The 26,309-nt window shown below is 74.7% G+C and carries 11 protein-coding genes; 6 read left to right on the top strand and 5 right to left on the bottom strand.

Annotated elements, in window-relative coordinates:
* The first annotated feature begins 12 nt into the window (after nt 1–12).
* Nucleotides 13–510, top strand: coding sequence for a hypothetical protein (locus V7E45_RS00065; RefSeq protein WP_333771969.1), 498 nt, complete (start codon nt 13–15; stop codon nt 508–510).
* Nucleotides 511–520: 10 nt separating this feature from the next.
* Here V7E45_RS00065 and V7E45_RS00060 read toward each other — a convergent pair whose 3' ends face one another.
* Nucleotides 521–2,491: an N-acetylmuramoyl-L-alanine amidase gene (locus V7E45_RS00060; RefSeq protein ID WP_333771968.1), complete on the bottom strand. Its 1,971-nt coding sequence runs from the start codon at nt 2,489–2,491 to the stop codon at nt 521–523.
* A gap of 272 nt (nt 2,492–2,763) precedes the next feature.
* Nucleotides 2,764–3,909 (bottom strand): aminoglycoside phosphotransferase family protein, encoded by a 1,146-nt coding sequence (locus V7E45_RS00055; RefSeq protein WP_333771967.1) that lies wholly within the window; start codon nt 3,907–3,909, stop codon nt 2,764–2,766.
* Nucleotides 3,910–4,202: 293 nt separating this feature from the next.
* On the opposite strand from V7E45_RS00055, the gene V7E45_RS00050 reads away from it, so the two are divergent.
* A complete protein-coding gene (locus tag V7E45_RS00050) occupies nt 4,203–5,696 on the top strand; it encodes a DNA-binding protein NsdB (protein ID WP_333771966.1) in 1,494 nt (497 codons plus the stop codon).
* A 63-nt stretch (nt 5,697–5,759) separates the two neighbouring features.
* On the opposite strand, the gene V7E45_RS00045 is transcribed toward V7E45_RS00050, so the two are convergent.
* Nucleotides 5,760–7,196: a PP2C family protein-serine/threonine phosphatase gene (locus V7E45_RS00045; RefSeq protein WP_333771965.1), complete on the bottom strand. Its 1,437-nt coding sequence runs from the start codon at nt 7,194–7,196 to the stop codon at nt 5,760–5,762.
* 344 nt (nt 7,197–7,540) lie between these two features.
* On the opposite strand from V7E45_RS00045, the gene V7E45_RS00040 reads away from it, so the two are divergent.
* On the top strand, nt 7,541–7,954 hold the full coding sequence (locus V7E45_RS00040; protein ID WP_333771964.1) for an SsgA family sporulation/cell division regulator: 414 nt from the start codon (nt 7,541–7,543) through the stop codon (nt 7,952–7,954).
* Nucleotides 7,955–8,024: 70 nt separating this feature from the next.
* On the opposite strand, the gene V7E45_RS00035 is transcribed toward V7E45_RS00040, so the two are convergent.
* Together V7E45_RS00035 and V7E45_RS00030 are read right to left on the bottom strand one after the other, a co-directional pair.
* Nucleotides 8,025–9,038, bottom strand: a complete 1,014-nt coding sequence (locus tag V7E45_RS00035; RefSeq protein WP_333771963.1) for a Gfo/Idh/MocA family protein — start codon at nt 9,036–9,038, stop codon at nt 8,025–8,027.
* Between the two features lie 94 nt (nt 9,039–9,132).
* Nucleotides 9,133–10,227, bottom strand: coding sequence for a baeRF3 domain-containing protein (locus V7E45_RS00030; RefSeq protein ID WP_333771962.1), 1,095 nt, complete (start codon nt 10,225–10,227; stop codon nt 9,133–9,135).
* Between the two features lie 355 nt (nt 10,228–10,582).
* Between V7E45_RS00030 and V7E45_RS00025 the strand changes: the two genes are divergently transcribed.
* The 3 genes from V7E45_RS00025 to V7E45_RS00015 form a co-directional block, all read left to right on the top strand.
* Entirely contained in the window at nt 10,583–12,307 is a 1,725-nt protein-coding gene (locus V7E45_RS00025) for a fatty acyl-AMP ligase (RefSeq protein ID WP_333771961.1), read from the top strand.
* A gap of 185 nt (nt 12,308–12,492) precedes the next feature.
* The gene (locus V7E45_RS00020; RefSeq protein ID WP_333771960.1) at nt 12,493–14,328 is read left to right on the top strand and encodes a type I polyketide synthase; all 1,836 of its coding nucleotides are present in this window, start codon (nt 12,493–12,495) and stop codon (nt 14,326–14,328) included.
* 275 nt (nt 14,329–14,603) lie between these two features.
* Nucleotides 14,604–26,309, top strand: an 11,706-nt coding sequence (locus V7E45_RS00015; RefSeq protein ID WP_333771959.1) for an SDR family NAD(P)-dependent oxidoreductase, incomplete at its 3' end; no start/stop codon positions are given.

The following is a 26,309-nucleotide window of genomic DNA, read 5'->3' as shown; positions in this document are numbered from 1 at the left end:
TACCATGGCCGCATGTCGTTCCTCCGCCGCCGCAGCGCCACCCCCGCCGGACCCGAATTCGACGTGCTGGCCATGGACCCGGGTGACTGGCCCGGCAACCTCGGCGCGGGCCTCCTGCCCGCCCCCGACGGCACCTGCCAGGGCGTCTTCCTGCGGTACGACCTCTTCGGCGGCCGCGGCCCCGCCATGATCATCGGGAATCTTCCCGAGGGCTCACCGGCCCGGGACGTCACCGAGGGCGAGATCCCCTTCGAGGTGGCCCAGCTGCTGCTGGCACTGGAGAACGACGAGGAGGTCACCGTCGTGGGCACCGAGGACACGCCGGTGCTCCAGGGCGACAACCTCCTGATCGTGCGCCGGCTGAAGCTCTCCGAGAGCCGGATCTCCTGCGTCCAGTTCGACCGCAGCGACGGCGTCCTCGTCACCATCGCGGCCTGGGACCGCCCCATCACCGACGACCTGTACGCCCTGCTGAAGCCGCTCCCGGCGGAGCTGTTCCAGCAGGGCTGACGGACAGGCCCTAGCGGCCGGAACCCACCAGGCGGACGTCCGCGGCGCGCACGAACGCCACCCGGTGACCGTACTGGATCTCGTAGTACAGGTCCTTGCCGACCACCACGCGGTGCGAGTCGGTGGTGAAGGTGACCGCGTAGTAGTACTCGCCCGGCACCTCGTCACCGACCACGTACGACTGCCCCGCCGGGATCGTGTACGGCAGCGGGACCACCGACTGCACGGGCACCCCCGCCGGGTACGCCTCCTTCTCCGGGTACGCCCTGCCGTACACCGGCACGCTCGCCGCGCCGTCCTTCGGGGTGACGACCAGGCCGGACGACCGCACCGCCGTGGGGTCCTTGCGGGGGTTCTCGAACCAGGCCTTCTGCCCGAGGTACCAGATCGCCGTCCAGTCGCCCCAGCGGTCGGCGACGGCGTACTGCTGGCCGGTGGAGACCCGGGAGGAGAGGTCGTTCACGCCGTCGGTCGGATCGGTCTTCAGGCCGATGTCCTTGATCAGCGGCGCGTTCACGTCATGGTCGGTGTACAGCCGCACCTCGCTGGAGCCGTGCGCCGTGCAGGGCTCGCCCTTGGTGATGCAGCCGGTGTACACCGGCTGGTTCGAGGTGTAGTCCGGCAGGATCGTCACCAGCGGTGAGCCCTTGCCGCCCGTGCGGTGGAAGGGGCGCCCCAGCAGCTGGAAGTAGTGCGCCCAGTCCCAGTACGGGCCCGGGTCGGTGTGCATCCCGGGGACGGTGGAGGCGGTCGGCCCCGGCACGTTGTCGTGGCCCAGGACGTGCTGCCGGTCCAGCGGGATGTCGTAGGTGCGGGCCAGGTACCGCACCAGCCGGGCCGAGGAGCGGTACATCGCCTCCGTGTACCAGGCGTCCGGCGCGGCGAGGAAGCCCTCGTGCTCGATGCCGACGGACCGGGCGTTGATGTCCCAGTTGCCCGCGTGCCAGGCCACGTCCTTCGCCTTGACGTGCTGGGCGATCAGACCGTCGGTCGACCGGATCGTGTAGTTCCAGGACACGTAGGTCGGGTCCTGGATCAGGTTCAGCACCCCGTCCCAGGCGCCCTCGGTGTCATGGATGACGATGTACTTGATCCGCTGCGACACCGGCCGGTCACCGAGGTCGTGGTTGCCGTAGTCGTCGTTCCCGAACTGGGCGTACGGCGCCGGGATCCACTCGCAGGACACCGACCGGGGGCACTCGGTGTCGTCCGCCGGGAGCGTGCGCAGGCCCGTCCGCCGCAGCTGGGAGGTGTCGGCGCTCAGGTGCGGCCGGGCGGCGAGGGCGACCCGCTGGCCGTCGTCCGTGGTGCGTTCCTCGCCGGTGCGCAGCACGTCGTACACGTCGTTCGCGTACGCCGCCGCGGTCGCGGTGTCGTCCGCCCCGGAGAAGCGGGCCACCGCGCCGTACCAGTCCGCGGGGTCCGCGCTCGCCGGCTCGCCGAGCTCCTTCTGGGCCGCGGCCAGCAGGGCCGCGCCGCCGGCGACGTTGGCGGCCGGATCGGTGCGCAGCTCGGCCGCCGGACGCCCCGTCAGCTCCGCCGCCCGGGGCAGCGTCCGCAGGCGGGCCGGCAGCGTCCGGGCCGCGGGCACGTCGGCGTCGGGGTGGACGGCCGCGCGGGCGCTGTCACCGCGGGCGTCCTCCGTGCCCCCGGCGAAGTGCTCGGTGGTGGCGAGCGCGGTTCGGGCGTCGGTGAGGTGCATCGGGCCGTAGCCCCCGGTCACGCTGGGCGCGCCGGCGTGCGAGTCCCAGCGGGACTGGAGGTAGGAGACGGCCAGCAGCACACTCTGCGGCACGTGGTACTCGGCCGACGCCGTGGCGAAGGCCTGCTGGAGCCGGCCGTCGGAGGAATCCGGGGCGCTCTGGGCCGGGGCCGCGCCGAGCAGCGGCAGCAGCAGGGCCGCCGAGGCCAGCGCGCCGGCCGTCCGCCTCGGGTGTCTGTGGCCGGGGGTGGTCGTGGGGGCGGTGGCGGATCCTCGCAATGCGGCCTCCTGTGACGGGCGGGGCGTGGCGGGACGGGGCGGCGCTGAGCTGGACCAGTGGTACCGGCTTGCCGACGATCCGTCAATGATGCCCCGGGGGTGGTGATTTCCCACGTCACGAAGGGGTTCGGCGAGTTTCGCCACGGCGGTGCGCGGGCCTGCGGGGCGTCAGTGGAGTACACCACTGGGCGCAGGGAAACGATCCGTGCCCGCACATACGAAGGTCCGCGGTGCGCCGCCGCTCTGGGCGCACCGCGGAGCCGTCGTCCCCGTCAGCGAGTGCCGACCGCCGCTCGCACGGCCCGCCGGGCCAGCTGGCAGTCGTCGTGCAGCCGCCTGAGCAGCAGCCGCTGTTCCTCGCCGGACGGCGCAGCACCCGGGTGGGCCGTGCCCGGTGCCGCCGGGGCCGTATCGTGCATCGAACGCTGCACGGCCGTCTCGTAGGTACGGATCTCCCGGGTCAGCAGCAGCATCAGGTTCACCAGGAAGGCGTCCCTGGAGGCCGGGCCCGCCGACTGGGCGATCTGGCTGATCTGACGGCGGGCGACCGGTGCGTCCCCCAGCACCAGCCACAGCGTCGCCAGGTCGTACCCCGGCAGGTACCAGCCCGCGTGCTCCCAGTCCACCAGCACTGGACCGGCCGGTGAGAGCAGGATGTTCGAGAGCAGGGCGTCGCCGTGGCAGAACTGGCCCATCCCCTGGCGGCCCGCCGCGTGCGCGATGCCGTGCAGCAGCTTCTGCAGGTCGCCCAGGTCCCGGTCGGTCAACAGCCCCAACTCGTGGTAGCGCGAGATACGGGCCGCGTAGTCCAGGGGCGCGTCGAAGGTGCCCGCCGGGGGCCGCCACGCGTTCAGCCGGCAGATCGCGCCGAGCGCGGCCCGGATGTCCGGCCGGGGCGGCGCCTCCAGCGGATGCCGTTGCAGCGCCGCCGCGCGGCCCGCCATGCGCTCGATCACCAGGGTGCAGTTGTCCGGGTCCGCCGCGATCAGCCTCGGCACCCGCACAGGCGGCCGGTGCCGGACGAACGAGCGGTATGCGGCTATTTCGTGGCGGATCCGGTCCGCCCAGGCGGGCGACGGGTCGAGGAGACACTTGGCCACGGCCGTACTGCGTCCCGTCGTCCCGACCAGCAGGACGGACCGTCCGCTGCGGCGCAGCACCTGCACCGGAGCGAACTCCGGGCAGATCCGGTGCACCGAGGCGATGGCGGCGCGCAGCTGCGCGCCCTGGGGCCCGGACAAGTCGAGTCTGCCGCTGACCGGTTGGGGACCGGCCTGGCCCGGAACGCGCCGCAGCCGACCCGCGCCCAGCACGGGGGCCGCCGGCCGCGCCGCCGGGTCGAGGTACGGCCCGCCGCCCGCCGGGCGGGAACGCAGGGGCCGGGGCGGAGCGGACACGGAGGATGATGCTGCGTACATGGGAGATACAGATCCCTTCGTGTGCCTGCGGTGCCTGCCTGTAAGTCTGTGCGCGGAACACATGTCCAGCCGCGTGTTCCGAGCGTGCGCCCACCCGCCCCGGCCGCCCGGGCACATCCTGGGGAATGTGCCCGTCGCATAGGCCGGTGACCGGGTCGGGGTGGCGCGTTCCTACTCGACACCCGATGCCCAGTGGCACACCATCTGGCGCACCCTGGCGAACCGTGGCGAATAGTCGCCCGGCAACCTCCACGGGGCTACTGTCAACTCAGCCGAGAACCTGGGGGCTTGACGTGAGCGGACAACCCAACACCCGCCTGGCGGACCTGTTCGGCCTGGCCGGCTGGTCCAAAGGGGAACTCGCGAGGCTGGTCAACAAGCAGGCGGCGGCCATGGGCCACCCCCAGCTGTCGACCGACACCTCCCGGGTGCGGCGTTGGATCGACACGGGAGAGATCCCGCGCGATCCGGTGCCGCGGGTGCTGGCGGCTCTGTTCACCGAGCGTCTCGGCCGTGTCGTGACCATCGAGGACCTAGGTCTGGTGCGGCACGGGCGTGCGGGGAAACGGCAGGGCGACGGGATGGAGGAACATCCCGACGGCGTGCCGTGGGCGCCCGAACGGACCGCCGCGGTCCTCACCGAATTCACGGGAATGGACCTCATGCTCAACCGACGCGGCTTGGTGGGCGCGGGTGCCGCGCTCGCCGCGGGATCCACACTCAGCAGCGCCATGCACGACTGGTTGCACACCGACCCCACACTGAAGGCGGACGCCCCCGTCCTCCACGACCCCCTGCACGCCGACCCCGCTGGGTTCGACCGCTATGAGGCCGCCCCCATCGGGTCGCAGGAGATCGAGGAACTGGAGCGTTCGGTCGAGGTGTTCCGCGCCTGGGACGCGGCCCGCGGTGGCGGGCTCCAGCGCAAGGCGGTCGTGGGCCAGCTCAACGAGGTGGGCGGCATGCTCGCCTACCACCACCCACCCCATCTCCAGCGGCGCCTGTGGGGCGTCGCCGCCAACCTGGCCGTCCTCGCGGGCTGGATGTCGCACGACGTCGGCCTGGAACCCACGGCGCAGAAGTACTTCGTCATCGCCGCCCACGCCGCGCGCGAGGGCGGTGACCGGCCGCGTGCCGGGGAGGCCCTGTCCCGGGCGGCCCGCCAGATGGTGCACCTGGGCCGGCCCGACGACGCGCTGGACCTGATGAAGCTCGCCCAGTCCGGTTCGGGGGAGCGGCTGCAACCGCGCACGAAGGCGATGTTCCACACCATCGAGGCCTGGGCGCAGGCGTCCATGGGCAAGGGACAGGCGATGCGCCGCACGCTCGGTCAGGCGGAGGACCTCTTCGTCTCCGACCGGCAGGACGCGCAGGCGCCGGACTGGATGCAGACCTTCAAGGACGAGGATCTGTACGGCATGCAGGCCCTCGCCTACCGCACGCTCGCGGAGTTCGATCCCGCGGCGGCCGCGCACGCCCAGTACTACGCGGAGAAGGCGCTGGCGCTGCGGGTCGACGGACGGGAGCGGTCGAAGATCTTCGACCATCTGTCCATGGCCTCGGCCTGCTTCATCGCCGACGACCCGGAACAGGCCGACCGTTACGCGAGACTGGCCCTGATGTCGATGGGCTCCAACTCCTCGCGGCGCACCTGGGACCGGCTGCGGGAGATGTACCGGCTGACCGCGGAGTACGCCGGCTACCCGAGGATCCACGAGCTGCGGGAGGAGATCAGGTTCGCCCTGCCGAAGCCGAGAAGCGGTCGCGACAGCGGCGCGCCGGCCTGAAGGCTCGTGCGCGGCGTTCTTCGATGGCTCGGGTCGTGACAGTGGCTCGAGCGTGTCTTCGGCTCAGGCCGTGACCCTGGCGACGAGCACACAGGCGTCGTCCTCGCGCTCGGCTCCGCCGAACTCCTCCACGACCGTCCGCACGCAGTCCTGCGCGGTACGCGCCGCACCGAAGCGGGGGGCGAGGTCGAGCAGGCGGTCGACGGCGCTCGTCCCGGCGTGCCCGGACACCAGCCCGTCGGTGTGCAGCAGGAGCAGGTCACCGGGTTCCAGGGTCATCTCCGCCTGCCCGTAGACGGCGCCCGTGGTGGCGCCGAGCAGGACGCCGTCCGGTGCGTTCAGTGTGCGCCCCGTCCCGTCGCGGTACAGCAGCGGGGCGGGGTGTCCCGCGCGCGCCCACGTCAGGGTGCGGTTCTCGGGCCGGTAACGGCAGCAGACGGCGCTGCCGAGGGCCGGTTGCACGGTGGCGTCGAGTAACTGGTTGAGCATGGCGAGCAGTTGACCGGGCTGGGTGCCGGCCATGGCCATGCCGCGCACGGCGCCGAGCAGCATCGCCATTCCGGAGGTGACGGCCACCCCGTGGCCGGTCAGGCCGCCGACGCTGAGCAGGGTCGCGCCGTCCGCCAGCTCCAGCGCGTCGTACCAGTCGCCGCCGACCAGGGCACTCGTCGCGGCGGGCAGATAGTGGGCGGCGAGGTCCAGGGCCGGAGCTCCGCGGTGGGGGAGCCGCAGGGAGCCGCGCCATGGCGGCAGCACGGCCTCCTGCAGTTCGACCGCCAGCCGGTGCTCGGTCTGTGCCTGCCGTCGGTGGAGTTGGAGCGAGTCACGGGTCTCGCTCACCTCCCGCCGGTGGCGGCGCAGTTCGCTGACGTCGCGCAGCACGGCCCACATCGAGGCGGTGCCGCCGTCGGCGCCGAGCACCGGCTCGCCCATCATGTGCACGGTCCGCACCGAGCCGTCGGGCCGTACGACGCGGAACTCGCCGTCGATCGGCCTGCCGTCGACCAGGCAGTCCGTCACCATCGTGGTCAGCTTCGGCCGGTCCTCCGCGAGGACCACGGAGGGCAGTTCGTCCAGGGTGAGCGCCGGACCCGCCGGGTCCAGGCCCAGGATCTGGTACAGCTCGCCGGACCAGCTCGCCTCGTCCGTGAGCAGGTTCCACTCCGCGCTGCCGACCCGGCTGAGCAGCGAGCCGCGCGGGGGGTCGGGTGCCGGCGCCGGGGGAGCGACCGGAGAGCCGGCGGGGGCGGCGGCCCGGACGGGCTCGGGGCCGTCCCGCAACTGCGCCAAGTGCCCGTCCAGGTCGTCCAGTTGATGCAGAGCGAGATCGTAAAGGGCCCGCTGCCAGCGCTCCTCGGGTTCCGAGCCGTCGCTCCGGGCGTCCCGCCGTACGGCGTCGACGTCGCCCTTGAGCCGCCGCGTCTGCGTGATCAACGCCTCGACCGAGCCGCGCACGGGCGGCTGGGCGGCTGAGCGGTCCGCGGAGACTGGGGACGGCATGACGCACTCCGGTGGATGGTACGGCCAGGGAGGACGGGGGGACCGCTACGACTGTCGCACAGCCCGCGGCGCCCTGTAAGGGATTCGGCGACACACGATACGGTGGTGCTTCAGGCATATGCCAGAGTCTTCCAGGCGTGATTCGCGCACCTCTGATGTGTACGCGACCGAGGGCTCAAGTCGTAGTCGCCGTACGGGATTTGGCCGACAGGCGAGGGCTCCGGAGTAGCACTCATTCGTCTGTTCGACGCTCAGGTGTTCCATGATGCGTCGAACAGGCGACGCGCACCAACTCTGTCCGGAATTGGCGTCCTGGGAACGCCTCTTAGCGACTCCTTACAAGCATGGACCTCATCATCGAGCAGCCCGCCCATGCCCGGCTCATCACACCCGACGACGTGGAGCTCCCGGTCTCGGCCGTCCTGCGCTACGCGGCGGACGATCCGCTGGCCGTCTTCGTGGTCTTCCCGCCCGAGGCCACCCTGGCGGGCGACGAGGTCACCTGGACCTTCGCCCGCACCCTGCTCGACCAGGGGCTGCGGACCCCGGCCGGACACGGGGACGTACAGATATGGCCCCACGGCCGGACCCGCACGGTCCTGGAGCTGCACTCGCCGTGCGGTCTCGCCCTGCTCCAGTTCCCGACCTCGGCGCTGCGCCGCTTCCTGCTGCGCACCTACGCCGCCGTGCCGGCAGGCCTCGAGGACGTCGGGGCGGTCGTGGAACGCGGACTGAGCGCGCTGTTCGGCGGGGTGTGAGGCATGGGCACGGGCCTTGACCGCCACCGCGTGCGCCGGTCAGCGGCCGGGTCCGCGGCGACCGGCGCGCTCAGCGGTACAGCTCCGGGCGCGGCGCCAGGTCGACGGCCACCCGGCCGCCGTTCTCCAGCGACCGGACCCCCGCCTCGGCGACGACGGAGGCCGCGTAGCCGTCCCAGACGCTCGGTCCGGTGACCCGGCCGCGCCGGGTGGCGTCGACCCAGCTCTGCACCTCGCGGTCGTAGGCGTCGGCGAACCGGACCAGGTAGTCCTGCGCCACCTCCTCGGCGGCGCCGCCCCGTGCGGTGACCACCATGGTGTGCCCGTCGCCGATCCGGGCGCTGCCCGCCTCGCACACGGCCTCGCAGCGCACCTGGTAGCCGAAGCCGCAGTTGACGAACACCTCCACGTCGACCAGCGCGCCGCGCTCGGTCTCGAACAGCACGAACTGCGGGTCGGCAAGGCCCCGCGGCGCGCCGCCCGAAGGCGCCGGGCGCAGCACGGTGACCGACGTCAGCTCCTGCCCGAGCAGCCAGCGGGCCGCGTCGATCTCGTGCGAGACGGAGCTGTTGATCAGCATCGCGCTGGTGAAGTGGTCGGGGGAGGACACGTTGCGATGGGTGCAGTGCAGCATCAGCGGACGGCCGAGACGGCCCTCGTCCAGCAGGGCCTTCAGCCGCTGGTACTCGGCGTCGTAGCGGCGCATGAAGCCGATCTGCGCCAGCCGGCGGCCGAGCCGGGCCTCGGCCTCGAGCACCCGCAGGGCGCCCGCGGAGTCCGGCACCATGGGCTTCTCGCACAGCACGGGCAGCCCACGCGCGAAGGCGGCGAGCAGCGCCTCCTCGTGCGCGGGGCCGGGAGAGGCGATCAGCACGGCCGACACGCCGGGCGCGTCGAGCGCGGCCACCGGGTCCGTGAGCACGACGGCGCCGTCCAGGCCGGCCGCCGCCTCCTCGGCACGGTCGGCGTCTGGGTCGGCGACGGCGGCCACCCTGGCGCCGCTCACCACCTGATCGAGGCGCCGTACGTGGTCGGCCCCCATGTGCCCGGCACCCAGTACGGCCACACCCAACAGGTCACCCACGCGCGTGCTCCCTCTCGCCGACGATCTCGCCGTAGCGTACGCCGCGGGAGGGAGCGCGCCGGGGGCGCCGTCGGGACGCCCGCCGGGGAGTGCCTCAGTAACGCAGCACGCCCGCGAGGCCGTCGGCGTCGCCCAAGGCGCCGTCGGGGACGAAGCGGACCTCGGCGCCCGTCTCCAGACACTGCTCGACGATCTCGTCCACGATGTCGTCGCGGGCGTCCAGATCGCCGGGCTCGGCGGGCATGAGGTGGTCGCCGAGGTCGTGGACCGTGGCGCGGAAGTTCTCCTCCACCGCGAGCAGCCGGATCCGGCCGTCCCGGGCGCTCTGCCACAGTTCGTCCAGCCCGGCGGCGTACGTCCGGCGGCCGCGCGCCGCCGTCAGTTCCCGGATCACCGAGGCGGTGCTTCTGCGGTTCTCCGCCTCCACCACCGGCGCGATGGCCTGCCACACGGCCTCCGGGCCGGCGTTGGCGAGCCCACCGTGCCGGACGTGGACGGCGTCCGCGGCGGCGCTGCCGACCTCGTCGAGCAGGGAGAGCGCCGCCTCTTCACCGGTGATGTAGAGCCGGCGTGGCTGGTCGCGCAGGACCGTGCCGAGGGCGGTGTCCGCCTCGCGCAGGAACTGACGCGTGCCCTCGTCGCGGAAGGTGCTCGGCAGGTCGCCGATGCGCTGCCGGCGCTCGGCGTCGAAGTTCTCCCGGACGCGTATCAGCGGGAAGCCGCCGGTACGGGCCTCGACCACCCCCTCGGTACCGCCGCTCCACAGGGTGATGCGGTCGGCGGAGAGCGCCAGCACCCAGAAGGGCTGCTCGGCGGCCTGTGCGGAGACCAGGTTGCGGGTGAGGAAGGTGTCGGCCAGGACGACCCGTTCGGGAACGCTGCGGGACAGCGACCAGACCTGGTGCTCACCCGGGGCGGCGAAGATCACCAGGCCGTCCTCGGCGTGCGCCAGGTCCACCTCCGACAGCGCGCGGTCGAGCTGTGCCACGACGTCGGCGCGCCGCTCCCGGCTGACCGCGGGATCGGATTCCAGCCGCTTCCTGGCCTCGGCCACCACATTGCGCAGGCGGACCGGGTCCTGGCCGTTCTCGGGTTCGCGGCGGTGCGTCGGTGTCAGCACGGACACCGCCGGGTAGGGACGCGGGCGCCGCAGTTCGGCGAGGGTTGCGGGACTGAGTGCGTGCTCCATGACAGAACGATAGGGCGGAATCACCTCTCCGGCATTCGGGGCAGAACGGACGACCGAACGCACTGTGTCGTAGATCGCATGCGCTGCGTGCACGCTGGTCCAACTCCCTTGGACACACGGCGTTCACCTACGCCCGCCGGTTCGGCCGAACGGACTTGCTATGGTGCTACTCGTTGGTAGCGGAGCGCTGCGGGGGGATCACGCGCAGCTGCCGACGTGCGGCTCCCCGGGCGGGAGCCGAACTCAACAACCCGGCAAGGGGGCCGGGTTGGCCACGGCCGGCGACCCGCCGTGCGGTCCGGGTTCTCGAACTCACTTTCCGCGCCCACCTCCTCAGACAGGTGTGACTCGTCCCATGGCACGTTCCCTGGTCGATTTACTGACCGCCCATGCCTCGAACCATCCCGAGCGCGTCGCGTACCGCCATCTCGTCACCGGTGACTGCGACGGAGAGATCCAGGAACTCACCTACGGCCGGCTCGCCACCCGGGCCCGCGCGGTCGCCGCCTGGCTGCAGGAACGCGGACTGGCCGGTTCCCGTGCCATGCTGCTCCACCCGCCCGGCCTGGAGTTCGTCTGCGCCTACCTCGGCTGCCTCTCGGCCGGCGTGATCGCCGTACCCGGCGTGCCCCCGCAGGGCCGCGCGCAGAACCACCGCGCGCTGACGCGGACGAAGCGCCTGGTCGCCGACGCCGACGCCAAGGTCATCCTGGGCGGCCGGGAGGTGATCGCCGCGCTCGACGGCATGGCTGAGCACCTGCCCGAACTCGACGGGATCACCCGCGTCGCGACCGAGGACATCACCGACGAGGCGGCCGCCGGCTGGCGGGAACCCGAACTCACCGCGGACTCCGTCGCCTTCCTCCAGTACACCTCCGGCTCCACCTCGGCCCCGCGCGGCGTCGCGGTCACCCACGGCAACCTGCTCGACAACGAGCGGGTCATCACCGAGCGCATGGGCCACACCCCCGACGTGCTCGCCGAGCACGGCAACGAGCTGTTCGTCAGCTGGCTGCCGGTCTACCACGACATGGGCCTCATCGGACCCGTCCTGAACACGGTGTACCTCGGCGCCACCGCCACCCTCTTCTCCCCCCTGCACTTCCTGCAGCGGCCGGACCGCTGGCTCACCGCCGTCAGCCGCTACCGCCCGCACACCAGCGGCGGCCCCAACTTCGCCTACGAGCTGTGCCTGAAGCACGCGGTCCCCGACCTGCTCGACCGCCTCGACCTCAGCTCCTGGAAGGTCGCCTTCAACGGCGCCGAGCCGGTCAGGGCGGCCACGCTGCGCCGCTTCGCCGACACCTTCGCCCCGGCCGGCTTCCGCCGCGAGGCCCTCTACCCCTGCTACGGCCTCGCCGAGGCCACCTTGATGGTCACCGGCGGCGACGTGGCCGGCGCGCCCACCCTGCTGGCCGCCGCCGAGGGCACCCCGAACGCGGGTGCGGCCGACGCGGCCGCCGTCGGCTGCGGCCGGCCCGGGCCCGGCGTCACCGTGGCGGTCGTCCACCCCGAGTGGCACAAGGAACTCGCCGACGGCGAGGTGGGCGAGATCTGGGTGGGCGGCGCGAGCGTCGCCAAGGGCTACTGGCGCAACGCCCTCGCCACCCGGGAGACCTTCCGTGCCCAACTCCCGGGCCGCGAGGGCCGGTTCCTGCGCACCGGCGACCTCGGCTTCCTGCGCGACGGCGAACTGTTCGTCACCGGCCGGCTGAAGGACCTCCTCGTCGTCGACGGCCGCAACCACTACCCGCAGGACCTGGAGCTGACCGCCGAGCTGTCCCACCCCGCGCTGCGCCCCGGCTGCACCGCGGCGTTCTCCGTGGACGCCGGGGCCGACGGCGAACAGCCCGTTCTGGTAGCCGAGATCGCCCCGGACGACGCCGGCGAGTCCGAGAAGATCACCGACCTCGTCCGCAGCGCGGTCGGGGAGGCCCACGGACTGTCCGTGCGCGAGGTCGTCCTGGTGCGGCCCGGCACCATCCCCAAGACCTCAAGCGGGAAGATCCAGCGCCGCGCCACCCGGGCGGCGTACCTCGACGGCACCCTCGCGGTGGTCACCGGCCCCGTCGTGCCCTGACACCGCCCGCCTCCGGCGCGACCGACGCGCCGGAGGCCCCGTCACCTCCGCGCAGCCGCCGCCACACCGGCCGCGCGCCGCGCCGTGCCGCACCACCCGGTGCCCGCCCCGCAGTACCGCGCGCCCGTCGCCCGGCGTGGCACCCAGCCCGAGCCTGAGCCCGAGTCACGAGGACACCTGCCCCGATGCCTGCGAACGAGTCCCCGAAGCAGACCCCCGAGCCGTCCCTGACGACCTCCGAGGGGGTCCGGGCCTGGCTGGCATCGGCCGTCGCCGAGGCGGCCGGCACCGATCCGGCCCGGGTCGACCCGGATCGGCCGCTGACCGAATTCGGCCTCGGTTCACGCCACCTGGTCGCGCTCGCCGCCGAACTCGGCACGCTGACCGGCCACCCCCTCGAACCGTCCCTCGTCTTCAACCACCCCACGATCGCCGCCGTCGCCGAGGCGGTCTTCGCACCGGCACCGGCACCGGTCCAGGTATCGACACCGGCCCCCTCACCGGGCCCGGACGGCGCCCGCGGAGGCTCCGACGACGAGGTGGCGATCGTCTCCATGGCCTGCCGCTTCCCCGGCGGCGCCGACGACCCCGAGGCGCTGTGGCGGCTGCTGGCCGCGGGCGAGGACGCCGTCCGCGAGGTGCCGGCCGGCCGCTGGGACACCAACGGCCTGTACGACCCCGACCCCGAGGCCACCGGCAAGGCCTACACCCTGCGCGGCGGCTTCCTCGACGGCGGCATCGACCGCTTCGACGCGGCCTTCTTCGGCATCTCCCCACGCGAGGCCGCCGCCATGGACCCGCAGCAGCGGCTGCTCCTGCAGACCGCCTGGGAGACCGTCGAGCGCGCCGGGATCCTCCCGCAGTCCCTGAACGGCACCTCCACCGGCGTCTATCTCGGTCTCTACGACAGCGGCTATCTGGCCGCCGCCCCGCTCGGGCAGCTCGACGGCCACGTCGGCACCGGCTCCGCCGCCAGCGTGGCCTCCGGGCGCATCGCCTACACCCTCGGCCTCCAGGGGCCCGCGGTGACCGTCGACACCGCCTGCTCCTCCTCGCTGGTCGCCCTGCACCTCGCCGCGCGCGCCCTGGCCGGCGGCGAGTGCGACCTCGCGCTCGCGGGCGGGGCCACGCTCCTGGTCACCCCGCGCGGACACGTCGAGTTCAGCCGGCTGCGCGGGCTGTCCCCGTCCGGGCGGTGCAGCCCCTTCTCCGCCGACGCGGACGGGGTCGTGTGGGCCGAGGGCTGCGGCCTCGTGCTGCTGAAGCGGCTCGCGGACGCGCGCCGGGACGGCGACCGGATCCTGGCCGTCGTCAAGGGTTCGGCGATCAACCAGGACGGCCGCAGCCAGGGCCTCAGCGCACCCAACGGCCCGGCCCAGGAACGGGTGCTGCGCGCCGCCCTGGACGCGGCCGGGCTCACCCCGCACGACCTGGACCACGTGGAGGCCCACGGCACCGGCACCCCGCTCGGCGACCCCATCGAACTGCGGGCCCTCGCCAACGTGTTCGGCCCGGACCGCCCGACCGGGCGCCCCCTCGCCATCGGCTCCCTCAAGTCCAACATCGGCCACGCCCAGGCGGCCGCCGGCATCGGCGGTGTCATCAAGACCGTCCTCGCCCTCGGCCACGAGGAGCTTCCGGCCTCCCTGCACGCCGAGCACCTCACCGACCACCTCGACTGGACCGGCAGCGGCCTGCGCGTGCAGAGCGCCGGCGCGGCCTGGCCGCGCACCGCCGACCGGGTGCGCCGGGCCGGCGTCAGCGCCTTCGGGATCAGCGGCACCAACGCCCACGTGATCCTGGAGGAACCCCCGCGGTCCTCGACCGGGTCCGACAGCACCGAAGGAGCGGGCGCCGACCCCGACTCGGCGACTCCGGCCGACTCTGCCGGCCGTGCCACACCGGCCGGGCCCGCCACACCGGCCGGCCTCGCCACACAGGCCGGCCTCGCCGGGCAACGCGGCCCCGGCGAGCGGTCCGGCCCAGCCGGACACGGTTCCACGGAGCCGCCCGCGGCCTGACCTCCCTGCACGGCCAGGCCGCCCGGCTGCTGGGCGCGCTGGAGGCGGACACGGCGGCGCCCCTCGCCGCGGTCGCCGCGACCCTCGCCCATCACCGCACCCACTTCGACCACCGGGCCGTCGTCCAGGCGGCCGACCGTGACCGGCTCCTCGACGGACTGCGCGCGCTCGCGGACGGACGGCCCGACCCCGACCTCACCGCGGGCCCCCAGCAGGCCGGCCCCGCCGGGAAACTGGCCTTCGTCTTCCCCGGGCAGGGCAGCCAGTGGGCCGGGATGGCCCGTGACCTGCTGGACCGGGACCCCGTCTTCGCCGACGAGCTGGACCGCTGCGACGCCGCCCTGCGCCCGTTCACCGAGTGGTCCGTCACCGCCGTGCTGCGCGGCGACGCAGGTGCCCCGCCGCTGGACCGGGTGGACGTCGTACAGCCCGCCCTGTTCGCCGTGATGGTGTCCCTGGCCGCCGTGTGGCGGGCCCGGGGCGTCCGCCCGGACGCCGTGATCGGGCACAGCCAGGGCGAGGTCGCCGCCGCCTGCGTGGCCGGGGCGCTCAGCCTGAACGACGCGGCCGCCGTGGTCGCCCTGCGCAGCCAGGCCCTGACCGGCTTGTCCGGCAGCGGCACCATGGCCGTGGTCGCGCTGCCCCACACCGAGGTGGCGGGCCTCCTCGGCGACGACGTCTCGGTCGCCGCCGTCAACAGCGGCCGGGCGACCGTCGTCGCCGGTGCCGTCGAACCGCTGGAGGAGCTGCTCACCGCCCTCGAAGCCCGCCAGGTCTTCGTCCGCCGCCTCGACGTCGACTACGCCTCCCACAGCGCCCGGGTGGAACCGGTCCGGGACCGGATCGTCGACGAACTCGACGGCGTCATCACCCTGCCCACCGACACCGCCTGGTACTCCACGGTCACCGGCGAACCCGTCACCGAGGAGCTGGACGCGGGCTACTGGTACACCAACCTGCGCGAGACCGTCCGCTTCGCGCCCACCGTCGAGCGCATGCTCGCCGACGGATACCGCCACTTCGTCGAGCTGAGCCCGCATCCGTCCCTGCTCACCGCCCTGCGCACGGTGGGCGAGGACACCGGCCAGGAGCTGACCGCCGTCGGCTCGCTGCGCCGTGACGAGAGCGGCCCCGCCTGCCTGGACCGGGCCACCGCCGAACTCCACGTCCACGGCCGGCACGTCGACTGGCGGCGGCTGGTCCGGGACGGAGACACCGCCGACCTGCCCACCTACGCCTGGGACGCGCCCCGCCACTGGATCGAGCCCGACACCGCGACCGCCGGGCCCGCCCTGTTCGACCGGGCCGCGCACCCGCTGCTCGGCATCCAGTTGCAGTCCGCCGACGAGACCCGTTGGACCTTCCGCGACGAATGGTCGCCGGGCACCGCCGCCTGGCTGTCCGATCACACCGTCTTCGGCCGCACCGTGGTCTCCGGCACCACCCTGATGGAGCTGTGCCGCGCCGCGCTGGCCGTGGCCCGCCCGGACGAACCCGCCGACGTCACCGACCTGCTGCTGCTCGCCCCCCTGGTCCTCCCCGCGACGGGAACCGTCGAGGTCTGCGTCGAGGTCGTCACCGCCTCGTCCGTCCCCGAGATCACCGTGTACAGCCGCCCGCGCGGCCAGGACGCCCCCGGCTGGACCCTGCACGCCACCGCCTCCGCGTCCGCCTCCGCCGCGGAGTCGGTCCCGGACACGGCGGGCGGTCCTCCGGTGTGGCCGGACACCGCCGAGGAGGCATGGACCGAGCAGACCTACGAGCGGCTGGCCGCCCTCGGCCTCGGCTACGGGCCCGCCTTCCAGGCGGTACGGTCCGCGGTCACCACGGGCGACGGAGAACTCCTCGCCCGCATCGGCCTGCCCGCCACCGTCCGTGACACGACCGACCCCTACCCGGTGCACCCGGCCCTGCTGGACGCCGCCCTCCACGTGACCGCGGCCCTCGCACCGGCCGACGGGCGCGCCCTGCTCCCCGTCGCCGTGGGCCGCTCGGTCCTGCCGTCCGGTGGCGCGCACGAGCTGACCGCACGGGTGCGGCGCACCGGCGGTTCCGGCACCGACCTCACCCTGGACGTCACCCTGTGGGACCCCGACGGCCTGCCCGCCGGGCGCCTGGAGAACGTGCGGCTGCGCGCCGCGGACCCGGCCGACCTGGACGCCGGCTCGGAGAACGCACGGCACCTGTACGAGGTGGCCTGGACGACGGTCGCCGAGGAGCCCCCGGCTGAGCGCCGTGAGCCCGGCGCCGACGTCGTCGTACGGGTCTGGCCGGACGTGGCGACCGACGAGGAACCCGCGCGTGCGGCGCACGAGTTGGCGGCCACCGCGCTCGCCGAACTCCAGCAGCTCATCGCCCTGCCCGAGGACCGGGCACCCCGGCGGACCCTGTGGGTGACCCGTGGCGCGGTCGCCGCCGCCGAGGGCGACGCGGTGCCCGGCTACGCACGGTCGGTGCTGTGGGGCCTGGCCCGCAGCGCCCGTGCCGAACACCCGGACCTCGGTCTCACCCTGCTCGACCTCGACCTCGACCTCGACGTGAACCTGGACGTGGACCTGGACCCGGGCGCCGACCCCGGACCTGACCTCGACCTCGGCGCACACCCGCGGGGGGACGCCCCCGCGTCGGTGCTCGCGACCGCCGCTGCCCTCGCCGACGAGCCCGAACTCGCCCTTCGTAGCGGCAAGTTGCTGGCTCCCCGGCTGGTGCGCGCCCGTCCGGCGAACGCCCGGGGAACGGCGGAGCGCGCCGACGTGGCGACCCCGTCCCTGCCCACGGACGGCACCGTCCTGATCACCGGCGGCCTGGGAGCCGTCGGCCGGCACATCGCCCGGCTGCTCGCCGAACGGGGAGTCCCCCGGCTGCTGCTGACGGCCCGCCAGGGAGCCGAGGACCCTCGCGCCGCCGCGACGATCGCGGAGCTGGCCGCGCTCGGCGCCGAGGCCGAGGTCGTCGCCTGTGACGTCACCGACCCGGCCGCCGTGGCCGAGGCCGTCGCCCGGGCGGGGGAGCGGCTGCCCCTGCGCGGTGTCGTGCACTGCGCAGGGGCCCTGGACGACGGCGTGATCGCCGAGCTGACGCCCGAGCGGCTGGCGCGCGTCCTGCGGCCCAAGGCCGACGGCGCCCTCCATCTGCACCGGCTCACCGCGGGGCTGTCGCTCGACCTGTTCCTGCTCGTCTCGTCGGCGGCGGGCGTCGTGGGCAACGCAGGACAGGGCAACTACGCGGCCGCCAACGTGCTGCTCGACCAGCTCGGCCACCACCGGCGGGCCCAGGGCCTGCCCGGCGTCTCCGTGTCCTTCGGCGCCTGGGCCGGTGAGGGCCTGGCCGCCGCCCACGCCGACCTGGACCGCATGGCCCGGCTCGGGCACCGCGCGCTCACCCCGGAGCAGGGCCGCGACCTGGTGGCGCTGGCCCTGCGGCGGGACGCCCCGCACGTGGTCGCCTGGGCGCTCGACCTGCCCCGCCTGCGCGCCTCCGGCGCCGCCTCGACCGCCCTGTGGCGGTCGCTGCTGCCGGCGCCGCGCACCCCGGACGCGGCGGACGCCCTCGCCGACCGCCTGGCCCGGCTGCCCGAGGCCGAGCGCGCCGCACGCGTCGTCGCCCTCGTCCGCGACGAGGCCTCGCGCGCCCTCGGGCTGCGCTCGGCCGAATCCGTGCGCCCCGACCAGCCGCTGCGCGACCTCGGCATGGACTCCGTCACCGCCGTCGAACTGCGCAACCGCATCGGTGCCCGCCTCGGCGTCCGGCTGCCCGCCACCCTCCTCTTCGACCACCCCACCGCCGACCGGCTGGCCGCGTACCTGCTGAAGCAGGTGCTGGGCGGCACGCCCGGCGCCACCCGGCAGGCCGCCGCCCCCGGCACCGCCTCCGCCCCGGCGGCCGACGCGCCGATCGCGGTCGTGGCCATGGCCTGCCGGCTGCCCGGCGGGGTCACCGACCCGGACGGTCTGTGGCGCCTGGTCGCCGAGGGCCGGGACGCCGTCGGCCCGTTCCCGGCCGGACGCTGGGACGTCGAGTCCCTGTACGACCCCGACCCGGACGCCCTCGGCAAGTCCTACGCCCGTGAGGGCGGCTTCCTCGACGACATCGAGTCCTTCGACGCGGGCTTCTTCGGCATCACGCCTCGGGAGGCCGCGGCCATGGATCCCCAGCAGCGGCTGCTGCTGGAGACCGCCTGGGAGGCACTGGAGCGCGCCGGCATCGTGCCGGCCGGACTCCAGGGCAGCACGACCGGCGTGTACGTCGGCATGTTCGGCAGCGACTATCTGGCCGGTTCCCGGCTCGACCAGCTCGACGGCTACGTCGGCACCGGTTCGGCGCTCAGTGTCGCCTCCGGCCGGTTGGCCTACGCGCTCGGCCTGCACGGTCCCGCGCTGACCGTGGACACGGCCTGCTCCTCCTCCCTCGTGGCGACCCACCTGGCGGCCCAGGCGCTGCGCGCCGGGGAGTGCGACCTGGCCCTGGCAGGCGGGGTGACGCTGATGGTGACCCCGCAGACCTTCGTGGAGTTCAGCCGGTTGCGCGGCCTGTCCCCGACCGGCCGCTGCCGCTCCTTCTCCGACGACGCCGACGGCGCGATCTGGGCCGAGGGCGCGGGCATGCTCGTCCTCAAGCGGCTCTCCGACGCGGAACGCGACGGTGACGAGGTGCTGGCCGTGCTGCGCGGTACGGCCGTCAACCAGGACGGCCGCAGCCAGGGCCTGTCCGCGCCCAACGGCCCGGCCCAGGAACAGGTGATCCGCCGCGCGCTGAGGCAGTCCGGGCTGACCCCCGCCGACATCGACTACGTCGAGGCGCACGGGACCGGCACCACCCTCGGCGACCCGATCGAGGCCAACGCCCTGGCCGAGGTCTTCGCCGCCACCCGCCCCCAGGACCGCCCGCTGTACCTGGGCTCCCTCAAGTCCAACATCGGCCACGTGCAAGCCGCTTCGGGCGTCGCGGGACTGATCAAGGTGGTGCAGTCGCTGCGGCACGGGACCCTGCCGCCCACCCTGCACGCCGGCACTCCGAGCCGGCACGTCGAGTGGGACGGCAGCGGCCTCCGGCTGCTCCAGGAACCGGTCGCCTGGCCGTCGACGGGGGAGCGGGTGCGCCGGGCCGGGATCAGCGCGTTCGGCATCAGCGGGACCAACGCGCACATCATCGTGGAGGAGGCCCCGGCCAGGCCCGCGGCAACGTCGCCGGAGCCCGTTCTTCCCTCCGACAAGCGGTTGTTCGTGCTGTCGGCGCGCAGCGAGGCCGGGCTGCGCGGGCAGGCGTCCCGGCTCGCCCGGCACCTCACCGCCGGCACCGACCTGCCAGGCGTCGCGCGCACCCTGGCCCGGCACCGCAGCCACTTCGAGTGGCGCACCGCGGTCGTCGCCGGTGACCGGGAGGAACTGCTCGCCGCGCTGAAACCGCTCGACCCGTCGAGCGGCGGACGCAAGTTGCTGCCCGCGCCCCGCGAGGACCAGACCGGCAAGGTCGCCTTCGTCTTCGCCGGGCACGGCGGCCAGTGGACCGGCATGGGACTGGAACTGCTCTCCCAGTCCGAGGCGTTCCGCGCGGAGCTGACCCGGATCGACGCCGCCGTCGAACGGCGGGCGGGCTGGTCGGTGCTCAACGTGCTGCGCGCGCCCGAGGAGTTCTCCCCGCTCGACCGCACCGAGTACCTCCAGCCGGTCCTGTTCGCCGTCAACGCGGCCCTGGCCGCCGCCTGGCGGGAGCTCGGCGTCACCCCGGACGCGGTCGTCGGGCACAGCCTGGGGGAGATCGCCGCCGCGTACTGCGCGGGCGCCCTCACCCTGGACGAGGCGGTGACCGCCGTCACCGCCCGGGCCGCCGCGGTCGTCCCGCTGGTCGGGCACGGCGGCATGCTCGCCGTGGAACTGCCGGCCGCCGACGTCGAGGAACTGCTGGAGCCCTACACCGGCCGCCTGTTCACCGCGGCCGTCAACAGCCCCGGCGCCACCGCCGTCTCCGGTGAGACGGAAGCGCTCGCCGCACTCCGCCGCGAACTGGAGGAACGCGGCGTTCCCGCCCGCGTCCTGTCGACGCCGTTCGCCTCGCACACACCGCTCATGGAGCCGCTGCGCGAGGAACTCCTCGACCGGTTCTCCGGCGTCGGCGGCACCCGCACGGCCACCGCGCTCTACTCGTCGGTGCGCGCCGAACCGGTCGACGGCGCCGACCTGGACGCCGCCTACTGGTTCGCGAACCTGCGCCGCCCGGTCCGCTTCGCGGACACGATCGCCCGGATGCTCGACGACGGCTACCGCTACTTCGTGGAACTCAGCCCGCACCCCTCGCTCACCTCGGCGATCGAGGCGGTCGCCGCCGAGGCCGGGACCGACGCGGTCGGCATCGGCTCGCTGCGCCGCGGCCGCGACGGGCACGAGGTCCTGCTCGGCAGGCTGGGGGAGCTTTACACGGCCGGGCACACCCCCGACTGGACGGCGCTCTTCCCGCACGGCCGCCGCGCCGACCTGCCCACCTACGCCTTCGCCCGCGAGCGCCACTGGCTCGCCCCCGTCCGGACCGGCACCACCGGCGGCTCACCGCTGCTCGGCACCCATGTCCAGGCCAGCGACGACCCCGGCCGTGACCTCTTCCAGAGCGAGATCGACCTCGCCGACAGCCGCTTCGCCTACCTGACCGACCACCGGGTCACGGGCGAGGTGTGGCTGCCGGGCGCCGCCTTCCTCGACCTGGTGCTCGAGGCCGCGGCCGCGCTCGGCGACGGTGCGGAGACACGGCTGGCCGACGTACGGTTCGTCCAGCCGCTGCGCCTGGACGCGGGCGGCCCCGTACGCCTGCAACTCGTCCTGCGGCCCGCCGAGGACGGTTCCCGGGACTTCTCCGTCGCCTCGGCGGCCGCCGGTGAGCGCCGGTGGGAACGGCACGTGACCGGGCGCCTGCTGACCGGCGCCGCCGAACCCGCCCCCGCCCCGGACCTGGCCGCCCTGCGCGCCCGGTGCGCCGAGCCGGTCGACCTGCCCGCCGTCTACGCCGGCCTCGCCGCTCTCGGTATCGACTACGGCCCCGCCTTCCGCGGCCTGACCGACGGTCACCGCGACGGCGGCGGCACGGCCCTGGCCCGACTCGCGGCCCGGCCCGCCGCCGGTCACCTGCTGCACCCCGCCACCCTCGACGCCGCCTTCCACACGGCCGCGCTGCCCGCCACCGCCCCGCAGGGCCGGGCGTTCGTGCCGGCCGGCGCCGGACACGTGCGGTTCACCGGACTGCGCACCACACCCGCCTGGGTCGCCTGCGACCTGCGCGCCGTGGACGGCGACACCGCCGTCCTCGACCTGCGTCTGTGGGACGACGACGGGCGGCTCGTGCTGGCGGCGGACGACTTCCGGCTCGCCGCGCTCTCCCCGCTGGACGGCGCCCTCTTCGAGACTCGGTGGCAGCCCCGCCCCGAAGCGCAGGCGCCGCCCGCCGACGGCGGCTGGCTGATCCTCGCCGACGACACGGGCGTGGCCGACGAACTCTCCCGGCGGCTCGGCGACACGGTCCCGCACGTCGTCGTCCGCCAGGGCACCGCGTACGGCACGGAAGGCCCCGGCCGCCATGTCCTCGACCCGGCCGACCCGGCCCAGTGGGCACGTCTGCTGGACGAGGCGTTCGCGGACGCGCCGCCCGCGCGCGTCGTTCAGCTCACCGCGCTCGACGCCCCGCCCGTCACCGACGCCCGCAGCGCCGAGGAAGCCGCCCGGCACTGCTGCCTCACCCCCCTGCACCTGGTCCGCGCCCTCACCGGACACCGGCGGCCCGAGGACCGGGCGCCGCGCCTGTTCGTCGTCGTACGCGGCAGCCAGCCCGCCGGCGACAGCACCGAGGTGACCCGCCCCGAGCAGGCCCTCGCCTGGGGCTTCGGACTCACCGTGGCCCAGGAGCACCCGGAACTCGCCACCACGCTGGTCGACCTGCCCGCCGACGGCGGCGACGACCAGCTCTGGACGCAACTGCGGCACGCCGACGACGAACGCCTCGTCGCCCTGCGCGGCACCGGCCGCCTCGTCCCGCGGCTGGTCCGTACCCGGCCCGACCACGACGGCGCCGGCCCCGGGCAGCAGCCGGACGGCGTGCACCTGATCACCGGCGGTCTGGGCGGCCTCGGCCGGGTCGTCGCCGAACGGCTGGTACGCCAAGGCGCCCGCCGGCTCGCCCTGCTGAGCAGGGGGACGCCCGACGCCGCCGCCACCGCCTTCATCGGGAACCTGGAACAGCGCGGGGTCGGCGTGCACCTCGCCCGCGCCGACGTCGCCGACCGCGCCGCGCTCGCCACCGCCCTGGACGCCGTGCGCGCCGCCGCCGGCCCCATCCTCAGCGTGGTCCACGCCGCCGGTGTCCTGGACGACGCCACCCTGCCCAACCTCACCGAGGACCGGGTCCGGCGCGTCCTCGCCCCCAAGGTCCTCGGCACCGCCCTGCTCACCGAACTCGTCCCGGAGGCCCGGAACCTGGTCCTGTTCGCCTCGGCCGCCGGTCTGCTGGGCTCGCCGGGCCAGGGCCCGTACTCCGCCGCCAACGCCTTCCTCGACGCGTGGGCCCACCACCTCTCCCGGTCCGGCCGGCGGGCGCTCAGCCTGGACTGGGGCGCCTGGTCGGGCGTCGGCATGGTCGCCGGGTCCGGCACCCGCGCCGCCGAGACCAGCCGCTCGGGACTCGTCGCGTTCTCGCCGCAGGACGGCGGCGAGCTGTTCGAACGGGTGCTGGCCTCGGCCCGCCGCCAGCTCGCCCCGATCGCCCTCGACTGGGACCTGCTCGCCCTCGACCCGGACGCGGCGCGCGGCCGCCCCCTGCTCGCCGACCTCATCACCGTACCGGCCGGCGGCGCGGACACCGACGACCTCGTACGGCGGGTGTTCGCGGCCACCGGGCAGGAGCGCGCCGAGTGGCTCGAGACCTACGTGCGGGACCGCGTCGGCGAGGTCTCCGGGGGTGCCGTGGACGTGTTCGCGACCACCGCCCTGAAGGAACTCGGCCTGGACTCGCTCATGCTGGTCCGGCTGCGCAACGCCTTCGCCCGCGAACTGGGCGTCGAGTTGCCGGCCGCCGACGTGTTCTCCGCCACCGACATCCGCGGCCTGGCACGCACCCTCGCCGCCGCCCTCCCCGAGCGCGCCGCACCGGCCGAACGCACCGGTGGCGACCGGACCGGCGGCGGGGGAGCCGGACAGGACGTCCCCGAGACCGAACTGCGTCCGGCCACCCGGGACGTCGTACGGCTGCTGCGCAGCGCCCAGCCGGACATGCCCGACGCCGCCCACGGCGTCGGCCTGGCCGTCCGGCTCGCCGCGCCGACCACCCACGAGGCACTCACCGGCATCCTCGACCGGCTCGCCGCCCGGCACGCGGCCCTGCGCACCGCCGTCGTGACCGGCGACGAGGGCGGCCGGCAGCTGCGCGTCGACCGGCGGCCCCCCACCCCGCTGCTGCGCTGGAGCGAGGCCGCGGAAGCGGACGCCGCCGAGCGGCTGCGGCTGCTGCTGGAACCGCCGTTCGACCTCGCCGTCCCGCCGCTGTGGCGGTTCGAACTCGTCGACGGGGACCCGCGGGGCCAGATCCTGGTCTTCGGCGCCCACCACGCGGTCAGCGATCTGCAGTCCCTGCTCCTCGTGGCCGCGGAGATCGACGCCGAACTGTCCGGCACCCCGCTCGACGGCACCGTCACCAACCGGGACATCGACCTGCTCATCGAGGCCCAGCAGGGCGGCGGCCCGGGCCCGGGCGACGACTGGCGCGCGGCCTTCGAGGGCAGCGGACGCCTCGACCTGACCCTCGCCCACCCGCGGCCGCCCGTCCGCTCCTACCGCTCCGGCAGCGTCACCGTCGCCCTCCCGGACGGGCTGACCGAACGGATCTCGGCCGCCGCGAGCGCCCTCGGCGTCACCCCCGCCGCGTTCTGCCTCGGCACCCTCACCGTGCTGCTGGCCCGGGAACGGGAGCGGGAGCGGTTCGTGCTCGCGGTGCCCGTCGACACCCGCATCCACGCCGACGCGTACGGCGCGGTGGGCTTCTTCGGCGTCCCCGTACCCTTCCCCGCCCAGGCGGCCGCCCACGAACCGGTCGCCGACGTGCTGACCCGCACCGACCAGCGGCTGCGCCGGATCCTGGCCAAGGGCGCCATGTTCTCCGACGTCCTCGCCACGCTCGCCCGCCAGGGCCTGCACCGCGCCGACGCGCCGCTCGTCGAGGTGTACTTCAACTACGTACGCTTCTCCGGCCGGTTGCGGCACCTGGAGGTGCTGCCCGCCGGCGTCGGGCACACCGACCTGGACCTGATGGTCACCATGACCCCGGACGCCGGGACCGTCCGCCTCGACCACAACACCGACATCCTGGACGCGGACACCGCCACCGCACTCGGCGAGGAGTTCCTGCGCCTGCTCTCCGAAACGACCGGGGACGCGACGACACCGGTGCGCACGGAGCCGCCGGTTCCCGCCGGGGACGCGACGGCGCCCGCGAGCACCGCGCTGCCGGTCGCGGCCGAGGACGCGACCGCGTCTGCGAGCACCGTGCCGCCGGGCGCGGCCGAGCACGCGACGCAGCCTGTGAGCGCCGTGCCGCCGGGCGCGGACCCGGACGCGCCCGCGAGCACCACGCCCCCGGCCCCCGTCGCGGGACCCCGGATCGCCCTCGCCGCCACCTTCGCCCTCGGCAACCTGCCGCCGATGTGCGAGGCGGCACTGGAGGACGAGCGGGCCACCGTCGCCGAGGCGCCCTACCACCAGGTGCTGACCGCCCTCCAGGACCCGTCCGGCGTCCTCGCCGACCCGGCCACCGACGTCCGCGTCGTCCTGCTGCGGGCCGCCGATCTGGAACGGTACGGACCCGTGGACGACACGGTCCTCGCCGAACTGCGCGGCGCCTACCCGGCCGCCCTGAAGTCCCTCGCCGAGCGCACCCGCGGACCGCTCGTGGTCGGGGTCCTGCCGACCGTCCGGGGCGCGGACCGCTTCGCCGCGTGGGAACAGGCCGTAGTCGCCGACCTGACCGGACTGCCCGGCATCGCGGTGCTCGGCCCGGACGAGTGGACCCGGTACCACAGCGTCGAGAACCGCTTCGACGAGCGCACCGAGCGGCTCGCCCACCTGCCCTTCACCCCCGAGTTCCAGGCCGCCGTCGCGCTGCGTCTGGCCGAGACGGTACGGGCGGTGCGGCGTCCCGTGCCCAAGGTGATCGCCGTCGACGGCGACGAGACTCTGTGGGGCGGGGTGGCCGGCGAGATCGGTCCGGACGCCGTGGACCTCACCGGACCCCGCGCCGCGCTGGCCCGCAGGCTGCTGCGGTGGCGGACGGCGGGTGTGCTGCTCGCGCTGGTCAGCAACAACGACGAGGCCACGGTCCGGGCCGTCCTCGACCGCCCCGACAGCCTGCTGAAGGCCGAGCACTTCAGCGTGGTCTCCGCCGCCTGGGGCCCCAAGCCGGGCCGGCTCGCCGAGGCCGCCCGGACCCTCGACCTGGGTCTGGACAGCTTCCTGTTCCTCGACGACAACCCGGCCGAGATCGCCAAGATGCGCGCGGCACTGCCGCAGGTGCTGTCCGTGACCTGCCCGCCGGCCGGCGGACTCGACGCGTTCCTGGACCGGCTGTGGCCGCTCGTGCCGGCCGCGGCGACCGCCGAGGACACCCTGCGGGCCCGGTTCTACGCCCAGGAGCGCGAGCGCGACGCCGTCCGCGAGAGCGCCGGGTTCGAGGAGTTCCTCGCCGATCTCGACCTGGTGGTCGACATTCGCGAGCTGACGGACGCGGACGCCGAGCGCGGCGAGCAACTGGTGCGTCGCACCAACCAGTTCACCCTGCGCGCCCGGTCGGCCGACGGCGGTGACCTGGCCCGGTGGCGCGAGCGGGGCGAGGTGTGGACGGCCTCGGCCCGGGACCGGTTCGGCGACTACGGCCAGATCGCGCTGCTCGCCGGCGGCGCCGCCCGCGCCCCGCCCCACGTCCCCCCCACGCTGATGAGCTGCCGGGCCCTCGGCCGG

The sequence above is a fragment of the Streptomyces sp. IBSBF 3136 genome, assembly GCF_036815105.1.
Classification (GTDB): domain Bacteria; phylum Actinomycetota; class Actinomycetes; order Streptomycetales; family Streptomycetaceae; genus Streptomyces.
The sequence above is the reverse complement of the archived record's forward strand: the minus strand, read 5'-3'. Positions and strand labels throughout refer to the sequence as shown.

What these genes read in the sequence shown, in the direction of transcription:
- V7E45_RS00045 (WP_333771965.1), bottom strand. Translation starts at nt 7,196, where the DNA reads ATGCCGTCCCCAGTCTCCGCGGACCGCTCAGCCGCCCAGCCGCCCGTG.
- V7E45_RS00055 (WP_333771967.1), bottom strand. Translation starts at nt 3,909, where the DNA reads ATGTACGCAGCATCATCCTCCGTGTCCGCTCCGCCCCGGCCCCTGCGT.
- V7E45_RS00030 (WP_333771962.1), bottom strand. Translation starts at nt 10,227, where the DNA reads ATGGAGCACGCACTCAGTCCCGCAACCCTCGCCGAACTGCGGCGCCCG.
- V7E45_RS00020 (WP_333771960.1), top strand. Translation starts at nt 12,493, where the DNA reads ATGCCTGCGAACGAGTCCCCGAAGCAGACCCCCGAGCCGTCCCTGACG.
- V7E45_RS00040 (WP_333771964.1), top strand. Translation starts at nt 7,541, where the DNA reads ATGGACCTCATCATCGAGCAGCCCGCCCATGCCCGGCTCATCACACCC.
- V7E45_RS00065 (WP_333771969.1), top strand. Translation starts at nt 13, where the DNA reads ATGTCGTTCCTCCGCCGCCGCAGCGCCACCCCCGCCGGACCCGAATTC.
- V7E45_RS00025 (WP_333771961.1), top strand. Translation starts at nt 10,583, where the DNA reads ATGGCACGTTCCCTGGTCGATTTACTGACCGCCCATGCCTCGAACCAT.